We start from the raw sequence: 9,387 nt of genomic DNA, 5'->3' as shown, positions 1-9,387 counted from the left end.
TAAAAAGGTCTATCACTAAACCTCTTCATTTTTGTCCAGTCTTTTGGGGTCGGTTCAGTTCTTCTGTTTCGGTCCCTGGGGACGATTGATCTTTTGTTCCGTCCCATCCAAAAACAGAGTCACAATTTCATCTTCCCCCAGTTCTAGCTTCCTCTCCGGTATCTTGAAAAACTTCGCCAAGAGAGGTTGTAATGGATTGATGTTTCTACCCACGTTGCTGTCATCAATGCGGAAGAGAAAACCCAACAATATATGTGTCGTATAGAGCCGGTAATACATCAGCAACATGAGTAAGCGGTCTTCCATGGAAAGTTTGTATTGGGCGTCGACATGGCAGTGAATAAGTCTCTTTTCCCTTAACTTGGCCAAACGCTTTTCTTCCGCTTGATAATAGAGGGGCCTTACTTGCTCACAAAGTTCAAAAAAAATTGCAGGGGGTATTCCTGTCAATCGACGAAAAACGCTCGGTTGTTTCGCTAATTTTCTGGCCTGCTGGCTTTTAGGTTTCGTTGCCATATCCCCCCCTTTTTTTTAACGGGGGCACTATAACACAAAATTATTTTCTATGCAGTGGGTCTATTTTCTGGTCCGCCAAAAGGTGGATGGGCTCGTTCTCATTAAGAGCTAGATCCAGATGGGTGACTGAAACAGGTTACATAAAAAACAAGTAACACTGATTTCGAACTCTGAAATTACGGGCGCAGTATTACAGTGAACTCTACCCCATGAAGACAAAAAAATGATTTCTTGGGAAGGGCATGTGGACGAGAGTTAACTCGCATGGATTCTTTTGTCTCCTCTTGACACCATTCGCTAATGGGTGACACCTTTATTCCAATTGAGAGTAGGCTTTTTCAAAATTCTGAAAACGCTGTTTCCAGCGCACTGTCTTGTTCACTTGCACTCCTTTGGCCATTTGCTCACGGTAAAAGAAAGCCGGAGGGTGATCCACCCTCCGACTTTTCTGCTCCGCGGGCAGGATTCGAACCTGCGACGGGGTGATTACGCTCTGACCTCGCTTTCACGAGGAGCCGGACTTTATCTTCATCCCATAGGGATGGTGGGTGTAGAGTCTCTGCACTTGCCCTCCGTCATTACTGCATGACGGATGCTAGCTCAGGGTTGCCGATGCCAGATTTTCATCTGCATTACGGGTTCCCTGATTTAGCCCACTTATCACCGCATTGTTACCAACGCGGGCTGCTAATTCGGCGTTAACGCCTTCGACACAGTCACCTGCTCTACCGGGCTGAGCTACCGCGGAATAAACTGCATAAATTGTCAAAAAACGAGCGGCCAAGTGCTTAGCATTAGCCATTTTGCGTGTAAAGTCCCTATTCAGGCATCTTTTTCGCTTTGGATTGATTTAATTTTTCCTTTGAACGAGAAACTGTAGAAGTTTTTGAAGGTTTTGCACGGTTGAGACGTCCTATTTTTTTTAGAGATTCAATAAAATTTAAAGTGTCCTGATGACGTTCGACCCGCGTTTCGTAAGACGCATTTAAATTATCCCGAATCATCCAGATATCCACTCCCTTTTGAAGCCACTGCTGATCTTTTCGAGACATTTTGTTCATCACAGGCCGATGCTAAATCATCCACCCAAATTAGACAATTTGTTATTTTTGCAAATCCCTAGATCAAGCCCTCCTGTTTTAGCGCGGCGGTCACGGATGGGCGTTGGCGCATGCGTGTCATAAAGGCGTTGAGCTTTTTGTAGGGCGCCAAATCCAGTTTGATCAGGCGCAACGCATTGAGTGCGAAAAAGAGATAGGCATCAACCACGGTGAAATTTTCTCCGATGCAATAATCGCCATCGGGGAATTTGCTCTCCGTTACTTGAAGAAGATTTTTCATATTTTCAAGTCCCACGCGTTTGATGACTTCAAAATGGGTTTCGTTGTCGGAAAAAGCAGAGGGCCGGAAAAGCGGGCCGTACGCTTTGTGCAGGGTGGTGGCGATGAAGTTCATCCATTCAAATGCTTTGAACCGGTCTTTCCCCGATTCGGGAAAAAGATTATTCGGTTTTTTGGAGAGGAGGTAATACATGATCGCAACTCCCTCGGTTAAAGGGTAGCCCTCCTCCGTGACCATGGTTGGCACTTGCCCCATCGGATTGAGTTTTTTGATTTCTTCCCTCATTTTGTTGTCATCGAGTTTGAGAAATTTGATTTCATAGGGAAGTCCCAGTTCTTCCAAAAGAATGTGGGGAGCCAGCGAACAAGCGCCGGGATAAGCATAAAGTTTAATCATAACGTCTCCTTTTTATCGCCCTGATTTGGACTTCATCTCCATCCACTCTTCGGGCGTTAAATCGAGGAGGGAGTTGAATTCGCCGGCGCCTTGCAACCATTCACCGCCATCAATGGTGACGCATTCTCCGTTGATGTAGTCGATGCCGTCGGCCATCATAAAACAGGCGAGGTTGATTAATTCCTGATGATCGCCGGTGCGGTGAAGCGGATTGCGCGCAAGCATTTTATTTTCAATCGATTTCGGTACGAGATTCGCCCACGCCTGTTCTGTTTTGAACGGACCGGGTGCGATGGCATTCAGACGAATATTATATTTTGCCCATTCTACGGCAAGTGAACGGGTCATCGCCAAAACACCGGCCTTGGCGCAGGCTGAGGGAACCACAAAACCGGAGCCGGTCCACGCGTAGGTGGTACAGATATTCAAAACGCGTCCGCCGGTGCCATCGGCAATCCATTTTTTTGCAACGGCTTGGGTGCAATGAAATGTTCCGTGCAAAACAATTCGGACGATCGCGTCAAAACCGTTGGGGGAGAGATACTCGGTGGGGCAGATGAAATTGCCCGCGGCGTTGTTGACGAGTCCATCCAGACGCCCAAATTTCTGAAAAATACCATCGACCACTTTTTGGACTTCGTCGGGTTTACGTACATCACAGGTATCAAAAAAAACCTGCGCCCCTTTTTGTGAAATTTCTTTCGCGGCTGTTTTAAGGACATCTTTCCTGCGTCCGCAGAGGGCAATATTGGCACCAAGGTCGGCAAACCCAAGAGCCATCGACTTTCCAAGCCCTGTTCCGCCGCCCGTCACAAAAATCACTTTGTCTTTAAGCAAAGCCTTGTCAAACATCAATCCCCCTTGGTATGAATCCCTAAAATGGAATCCAGTTCAAGTCCACCTCTTATTTTTCCGGAACTTTTCGGCAACACCAATCCCGTGGAAGTGGAGATTGGTTGTGGTAAGGCCAAGTTTCTCGTGACGCGTGCCGAGCGAAATCCCCACATTAATTTTTTTGGCGTTGATCGTGCTGGAAAATGGATGCGTATGGGCGCTTCAAAAGTTGAAAGGCGAAAATTGACCAACATCAAATTCATGAAAGCGATTGCCGATCAAACTTTTCCTGACTTGATTCCGGCAGGCGAAGTTTCTGTTTTTCATATTTATTTCCCGGACCCGTGGCCCAAACGCAAACATCAACGGCGCCGCCTTCTTCAACCCACTTTTTTTACAGTGCTTCATGAGAAATTAAAACAAGGAGGGGTGGTGGAAATTGCCACGGATGAAGCGGATTATTTTACATCGATTAAAAAAGGAATTTCCGCGACGGCAAAACTTTGGAAACAGGTTCGGGAAAACACCAACGAACGTATCTTTGCCCCGGAATTAAAAACAAACTACGAATTGAAATATCAAAGTGAAGGAAGAACCATCTATTATCTGGAATTGAAGAAGTGATTAATGTTTCTGCATACATTTCGCCGCAAGCTCCGTGTTTTGGTTTGGATTCATGATTTTCCACGGTGTCCATTTCTTATTTGGCTGACAAACTTTATAGTTTCCGATTCTGAAATTGCATTCATATTCTCCGGGTACATAACATTGCATGGAATTATTGGAGTGGCTGTTGCCATTTCCCTCCGCTCCTGCGGTAAAGGGATATTGGTAATTATAGTTAAAAATGTTGTCGTCATTATCTATTGCGTGCGCAGGCAGTACCAAAGAGAACATCGCGAACAAACTGATCACCACAGATATTTTGAAAATGATCTTCATTTTCTCACCACGCAATTTGTTTGATAGTTTGTAGAATCCCAACTCCATTTGCTCCAGTGCAACTCTTTGTTGCAGACGCGAAAACCCTTCGTCTTCATGTTGCAATCATGCTCTCCGGGAACATTGCAGAAATTGAGAGTGGCTTTGTCTCTGGTGGCATGTTCCTGAATCCAGATCTGCTTTTCAATCGGGTCCTGCGCTCTGTTGAAATTGTCGTTGAGACCGCCGCTTTGGGACCAAACCGAAGTTAATGGAACCAAAATTAATAATATAATGAGTGTGATTTTCATAAACCCTCCAGTGGCTTTGAAGAGCAACTTTTGTGCCAAGATTCTCAAGGAGGGATTTTTTTAAATTCTTATATATTTCAACAGGTTCTATGATCAGAACCGGATGCGGGCGGCTTTAAGTGGGTAACTTTTTACCTTTCCGTCAAAATTTCGTCAACGGGTCTGCCGGACTTTTTCCCTTTGAATGGGATATGAAGTGCTTTCGTAGCTGTCAATCCTTCGACTACTCTGATCTTAATGCCGCCTTGGGAAGAGGCAACGATTCAAGTATTCCGTAAATTGTCCAGACGTTGTGCCCGCTTCGCTCCAGTAACCTGTCTCACCGCAACGATTGTAACCGCCATCATTGAAGCAACGGTATTGGCCCGGATAGCATGGGGTATCGGCTTGAGCCGAATTGCAATAGGCTACAACGCGATCGCTTTCTTCGTGATTATTTTCCAGACGGCGAAATTCACTCCATGTTCCATTGTCACGACAGATTCTATAATCCCTGTCTCGAAAGGGACAGATGATGGCTCCCGGTACACACTCCCGTGAACAGGCATCGGCAAGATCGGATTCCTCACCATTAAGATTTGTCCATCGGTTCCACCAGAGGCCACTGCTATCTCTTGCGCATTTTCTGAATCGCTTATTTTGGAGGTCGCATTGGTAGGCCCCTTCATTGCTACAAACAGGGAGTTGAATTTGAGGGGGTGGCAAATTAATTTTGATGGATGGCTTCTTGATCCCTTGGATCGGTTGATTTGTCGGAAATTGTCCCGGCGTGTTAGGCGCTGCATATAAGGACATCGCTATTAATATTAACGAACAGAAAAAAACCATCTTTTTCATAGAGCCTCCTATACCGGTAGATGTAGCAATTTTCGTGCCGGTGATTAAAAGAGATTGTCCAACAATTTCCCCTTATTTTTTAAGGAAGCTTGGGTAGGATAATGGTGAAGGGTTGATTTTTGTGCGTCAATTTTTTGGCGCACGTCAAAAAATTGGCGATCAATTTGATAAAGAATTTTGTATGCGTAAGTGTCGGACACTTACGATAAACTTTTGCGGTAGGGCGGATTTCCACTCACAGATTTTTCCGGTGATGGGATGGAAAAATTTCAAGTAACTGAGGTGAAGAAAATGTCGGTTCAGTTTCGGTAATTCCGAATTTTGGTGTTTGGCGCGGAGATAAATTTTGTCGCCCACAACAGGATGACCGATGGAGGCCAAGTGGACGCGGATTTGGTGGCGCACTCCCGTTGTGATGGTGACTTCCAGCAAACTGCATTTGCCCAGATGCTTTAATGTTTTGAAATTTGTTTGCGCCGTTTGTCCTTCTTTGCCCCCCACCTCCATTTTCTTTTTCTTTTTGTGATGATGGGCGATGGGATTTGTAATTTCTCCATCAGCGGCCGTTCTTCCCACAACAAGCGCCGTGTATTTTTTCACAACTTGCGGTGTTTTCCAAATTTCGCGCAATTTTTTCCACACCTCTTCAGTTAAAGCGGCCACCATGAGCCCCGATGTTTCATTATCCAAACGATGCACCAAACGCGCGGTCGGAAATTTTTTTTGAAGTTCTGTTTCAAGCGAATTGTCGCCGCAGGAAGGTGTCCCCGCCGGTTTTTCAACAATAATCAGGGATTCATCTTGATAAAGAATCATCTTTTGCATTCGAATTGAAGGTTGGTGTGGGTGATGTGGTAGCGTTCGCATAAGAGTTGGTTGATTTGTTTATGCAATTGCTCTGATTCGCTGATGCGAATATTTTCTATTTCGATGTGCGCGGTGAAAGCGTACAGCTCGGACGTCAACTCCCAGATATGGATGTGATGAACTCCGTGAATCCCCGGAATTTCCTTTCGAAGCGCGGCGGCAATTTCTTTGGGGGAGAGATGTTTCGGTTTGGATTCAAGCAGAATGTGAACCGATTCCCGGATCAACTGAAAAGACCAAAGTAAAATCATCACCGCGATGAGCAAGCTGGCAAACGGATCCAGCCATGTCTTCCCCGTGTAATAAATCAGAACGCCGGCGATAATAATTCCGACTGAAGAAAGTGTGTCGGAGAGCATGTGGAAAAATGCGCTTCGGACGTTGAGATCTTTTGCCCGGACACTTTTCAAAATAACCATCGTTCCCAAATTCACGAGCAATCCGAAGACGGCAATCCACAACATTGCGGAAGTGGCGATGGGTACCGGATTTAAAAAACGGTGGATGGCATCGTACCCGATCCAGAGAACAATCAAAAAAAGAGTGATACCGTTGAATAGTGCGGCGAGGATTTCCGCGCGGTGAAATCCGTAACTGCGGGCTTCGTCAACTTCCCTTGACGCAAGCACAATGGCGGCAAAACTGACGCCGAGTGAAAAAAGATGGGAAAACATGTGCGCCGCATCCGAAAGAAGTGCGAGAGAATTTGTCCAAAGTCCGCCGAAAAATTCGACGAGCATGGCCAACCCCGTAACCAACATGCACCAGAAGAGGGCGTTTTTTTCTTTGGTACGATAAGGAGAATCGGCAAAGGATGTCGGCAGACATTTAAAAGTGGGGCGTTGCTTTTTCATTATTTACGGTGTGTTGCGGTAGATCATGCGCGGAAACGGGATCGACTCGCGCACATGATCGAGTTTGCAAATCCATGAAACAAGACGTTCGAGTCCGAAACCAAAACCGGAGTGGGGGACGCTCCCGTATTTTCTCAAATCAAGATACCATTCGAAAGAGGCTCTCGGAAGGTTGTGTTCTTGCAATCGCTCCAACAAAACGTCAATCGATTCTTCGCGTTGGCTCCCGCCGATGATTTCTCCGTAGCCTTCCGGAGCAAGTAAATCGGCGCACAGCGCCAGCTCCGGATTTTGAGGATCCCGCTTCATATAGAACGCTTTCACTTTGGCCGGATATTTTTCGATAAAAACCGGTTTGTCGTAAGATTGTGAAAGTTTTGTTTCATCATCACCACCCAAATCTTCTTCGTCTTTGATGTCCGAACCGAGTGCGTGAAGTTTTTGAATCGCCTGCGAATGCGTGAGGCGATAAAAAGGGGCAACAATTTTTTCCAGCGGCGCTGTATCTCTTTCCAAAATTTTCAATTCATTCCGGTTTTTCTCCAAAACTTTTTTGACGATGAAACTGACCAACCCTTCCTGAATTTTCAAATTTTCATCGTGTTCCACAAAGGCGGCTTCAGCGTCCATCATCCAGAATTCGGTCAGGTGTCGGCGCGTTTTGCTTTTTTCCGCGCGGAACACCGGACCAAAATCATAACAGCGGCCGTGGGCGAAAATGGCGGCTTCGCTGTAGAGTTGGCCCGATTGCGAAAGATAAGCTTTCCCCAAATCAAAGTAGGGGACCTCGAAAAGTGTTGTGGTTCCTTCGCATGCGGCCGGTGTCAGAATGGGTGCATCCATGCGCAAAAAGTGGTGCTGATCCATCCACTCAAAGGTTGCGTAAGAAATAGTGTGGCGGATTCTCTGGATGGCCCATTGGCGCGGTGAACGAAGCCATAAATGCCGGTTGTCGAGCAAAAAATCGGGGCCGTGTTCTTTTTTTCCGATGGGATAATCTTCGGCTATCTGCACCAGTTCCAAATCTTCAACTTGCAGTTCGTATTCTTCTTTTTTGGGATGCTTCGAAACTTTTCCCGTCACAATGGCCGATGTTTCCAGTGTGATCTTCGCAATTTTTCCCCAAACATTCGGTGCAACAGCAGGCTGGCTGACGATGGCCTGACAAAACCCGCTTCCGTCGCGCAGTTGCAAAAAAGCAATTTTCCCGGAGGAGCGGAAATTATAGATCCATCCCTTAACGGTAACGGTCTTATCTAGGTGAAGAGGAAGATTTTTAATAAATGTATTCATTTTTGACCGTTCAAAATTAGCCGCGGAGCGGCGTTGAGGGGGAGGCTCCAATGGCTTTGCCATTGGAGGGGGCTTTGCCTGCCCCTACAAATCGATAATGCTGTCGCCATATTCTTTGATTCCAAAATAGAGATTGGCACGGGCGAGCCCCTCGGGGTTTCCAATGTCAAAAAGTTTTCCTTCCAATTCCAGCGCATCGAGTTGGTCTGTCTTGGCCAGAGTGTGCATGGCATCGGCCAATTGAATTTCGCCGTTGCGCCCCTTGGAGGTGTTTTGAAGATGTTTAAAAATATTTGACGTAAAAAGATAGCGTCCGAAGATGGCGAGATTGGATGGTGCTTCATCAGGATGCGGTTTTTCCACGACGCCCTGTACACGGCGGCATTTTCCCTGAGCACTTGTGACATCATAGATACCATAGGCGGAGGCTTCTGCTTTGGCGACTTTTTTTGCGGCGCTTACGGATTTTTTTGTCTTCTGAAAAATTTCGATGAGTTGTGTGCTCGCGGTTTTGGTGTGATCGACAATATCATCGGGAAGTAAAACCAGAAAAGATTCTCCCGCGACGATTTTTTCTGAAAGCCCCACGGCATGCCCCAATCCCAGAGGTTCTTTTTGCTCCACAAAATGAAATTGAAGGCTGGGGAAAACATCCGGTAGGTGTTCAAGATAACTTTTCTTTTCGGAAGAGGTAATGAGGATCGCTTCTTTAAGTCCCGCTTGAGTGAGCTCTTCCAAAATAAAATAAATGGAGGGCTTTGTGCCGATGGGTAAAAACTCTTTGGGCAATATTTTTGTCGCAGGCCAGAGGCGTTTACCCAAACCCGCCACTGGTATCACCGCTTTTTGGACTGAATGCGTCATGGGGGAAAGCTTCTAACGGATCTTTCCTCAAAATGCCATCAAAAATTATGCTAGCTTAATACGGCTTGTCGCCTAAGGCGTAGCGGATGCTTAAGGAAATGGGATCATTATAAGAAGGATACGGAGCGGCATTTTGCACCGTTTTTTGGGCCGCTTCATCGAGAAGGGGAGAACCTGAAGTTTGCTTCAATTTGACATACTCCACCAAACCATCCTTCCCAATTTTGAATTCTACCACGGGGGCACCTTCAATATTTTGTCGCTTCGCTACCAACGGATAAAATTTCGCTCGTTCAATTTTGTTTTGAATGGTGCTGAGGATGACGGAGTTGCCGTTGCCGCCGCCACCGCCT

The 9,387-nt window shown here is 46.2% G+C and carries 13 protein-coding genes; 1 reads left to right on the top strand and 12 read right to left on the bottom strand.

What is annotated here, in order from left to right:
* Window positions 1-54: 54 nt before the first annotated feature.
* The 4 genes from HY877_05715 to HY877_05700 form a co-directional block, all read right to left on the bottom strand.
* On the bottom strand, window positions 55-516 hold the full coding sequence (locus HY877_05715) for a transposase family protein (GenBank protein ID MBI5299771.1): 462 nt from the start codon (window positions 514-516) through the stop codon (window positions 55-57).
* 818 nt (window positions 517-1,334) lie between these two features.
* The gene (locus HY877_05710; GenBank protein MBI5299770.1) at window positions 1,335-1,568 is read right to left on the bottom strand and encodes a hypothetical protein; all 234 of its coding nucleotides are present in this window, start codon (window positions 1,566-1,568) and stop codon (window positions 1,335-1,337) included.
* A gap of 67 nt (window positions 1,569-1,635) precedes the next feature.
* On the bottom strand, window positions 1,636-2,253 hold the full coding sequence (locus tag HY877_05705) for a glutathione S-transferase family protein (protein MBI5299769.1): 618 nt from the start codon (window positions 2,251-2,253) through the stop codon (window positions 1,636-1,638).
* A gap of 12 nt (window positions 2,254-2,265) precedes the next feature.
* A complete protein-coding gene (locus tag HY877_05700) occupies window positions 2,266-3,105 on the bottom strand; it encodes an SDR family oxidoreductase (GenBank protein ID MBI5299768.1) in 840 nt (279 codons plus the stop codon).
* A gap of 27 nt (window positions 3,106-3,132) precedes the next feature.
* Between HY877_05700 and trmB the strand changes: the two genes are divergently transcribed.
* Window positions 3,133-3,711 carry a tRNA (guanosine(46)-N7)-methyltransferase TrmB gene (trmB, locus tag HY877_05695; GenBank protein ID MBI5299767.1) on the top strand — a complete coding sequence of 193 codons (579 nt, stop codon included), beginning with the start codon at window positions 3,133-3,135 and terminating at the stop codon, window positions 3,709-3,711.
* On the opposite strand, the gene HY877_05690 is transcribed toward trmB, so the two are convergent.
* From HY877_05690 to HY877_05655, 8 genes are all read right to left on the bottom strand, one after another.
* A complete protein-coding gene (locus tag HY877_05690; protein ID MBI5299766.1) occupies window positions 3,712-4,029 on the bottom strand; it encodes a hypothetical protein in 318 nt (105 codons plus the stop codon).
* Entirely contained in the window at window positions 4,026-4,319 is a 294-nt protein-coding gene (locus HY877_05685) for a hypothetical protein (GenBank protein ID MBI5299765.1), read from the bottom strand. Before HY877_05685 ends, HY877_05690 begins: the two co-directional genes overlap by 4 nt.
* A gap of 234 nt (window positions 4,320-4,553) precedes the next feature.
* Entirely contained in the window at window positions 4,554-5,156 is a 603-nt protein-coding gene (locus HY877_05680; GenBank protein ID MBI5299764.1) for a hypothetical protein, read from the bottom strand.
* A 159-nt stretch (window positions 5,157-5,315) separates the two neighbouring features.
* Window positions 5,316-5,972 carry an RluA family pseudouridine synthase gene (locus tag HY877_05675; GenBank protein MBI5299763.1) on the bottom strand — a complete coding sequence of 219 codons (657 nt, stop codon included), beginning with the start codon at window positions 5,970-5,972 and terminating at the stop codon, window positions 5,316-5,318.
* Entirely contained in the window at window positions 5,969-6,877 is a 909-nt protein-coding gene (locus HY877_05670) for a cation transporter (GenBank protein ID MBI5299762.1), read from the bottom strand. The genes HY877_05675 and HY877_05670 overlap by 4 nt, the downstream gene beginning before the upstream one ends.
* Before the next feature lie 3 nt (window positions 6,878-6,880).
* On the bottom strand, window positions 6,881-8,170 hold the full coding sequence (gene asnS / locus HY877_05665; protein ID MBI5299761.1) for an asparagine--tRNA ligase: 1,290 nt from the start codon (window positions 8,168-8,170) through the stop codon (window positions 6,881-6,883).
* 84 nt (window positions 8,171-8,254) lie between these two features.
* Entirely contained in the window at window positions 8,255-9,034 is a 780-nt protein-coding gene (locus HY877_05660; protein MBI5299760.1) for a UTP--glucose-1-phosphate uridylyltransferase, read from the bottom strand.
* A 55-nt stretch (window positions 9,035-9,089) separates the two neighbouring features.
* On the bottom strand, window positions 9,090-9,387 hold a 298-nt coding region (locus tag HY877_05655), incomplete at its 5' end, for an energy transducer TonB (protein MBI5299759.1).

The organism is Deltaproteobacteria bacterium (genome assembly GCA_016213065.1).
In the GTDB taxonomy this organism is placed as follows: domain Bacteria; phylum UBA10199; class UBA10199; order SPLOWO2-01-44-7; family SPLOWO2-01-44-7; genus JACRBV01.
This window is presented reverse-complemented; position numbering and strand designations above follow the sequence as displayed.

What these genes read in the sequence shown, in the direction of transcription:
- HY877_05715 (MBI5299771.1), bottom strand. Translation starts at nt 516, where the DNA reads ATGGCAACGAAACCTAAAAGCCAGCAGGCCAGAAAATTAGCGAAACAA.
- HY877_05710 (MBI5299770.1), bottom strand. Translation starts at nt 1,568, where the DNA reads ATGTCTCGAAAAGATCAGCAGTGGCTTCAAAAGGGAGTGGATATCTGG.
- HY877_05705 (MBI5299769.1), bottom strand. Translation starts at nt 2,253, where the DNA reads ATGATTAAACTTTATGCTTATCCCGGCGCTTGTTCGCTGGCTCCCCAC.
- HY877_05700 (MBI5299768.1), bottom strand. Translation starts at nt 3,105, where the DNA reads ATGTTTGACAAGGCTTTGCTTAAAGACAAAGTGATTTTTGTGACGGGC.
- trmB (MBI5299767.1), top strand. Translation starts at nt 3,133, where the DNA reads ATGGAATCCAGTTCAAGTCCACCTCTTATTTTTCCGGAACTTTTCGGC.
- HY877_05690 (MBI5299766.1), bottom strand. Translation starts at nt 4,029, where the DNA reads ATGAAGATCATTTTCAAAATATCTGTGGTGATCAGTTTGTTCGCGATG.
- HY877_05685 (MBI5299765.1), bottom strand. Translation starts at nt 4,319, where the DNA reads ATGAAAATCACACTCATTATATTATTAATTTTGGTTCCATTAACTTCG.
- HY877_05680 (MBI5299764.1), bottom strand. Translation starts at nt 5,156, where the DNA reads ATGAAAAAGATGGTTTTTTTCTGTTCGTTAATATTAATAGCGATGTCC.
- HY877_05675 (MBI5299763.1), bottom strand. Translation starts at nt 5,972, where the DNA reads ATGATTCTTTATCAAGATGAATCCCTGATTATTGTTGAAAAACCGGCG.
- HY877_05670 (MBI5299762.1), bottom strand. Translation starts at nt 6,877, where the DNA reads ATGAAAAAGCAACGCCCCACTTTTAAATGTCTGCCGACATCCTTTGCC.
- asnS (MBI5299761.1), bottom strand. Translation starts at nt 8,170, where the DNA reads ATGAATACATTTATTAAAAATCTTCCTCTTCACCTAGATAAGACCGTT.
- HY877_05660 (MBI5299760.1), bottom strand. Translation starts at nt 9,034, where the DNA reads ATGACGCATTCAGTCCAAAAAGCGGTGATACCAGTGGCGGGTTTGGGT.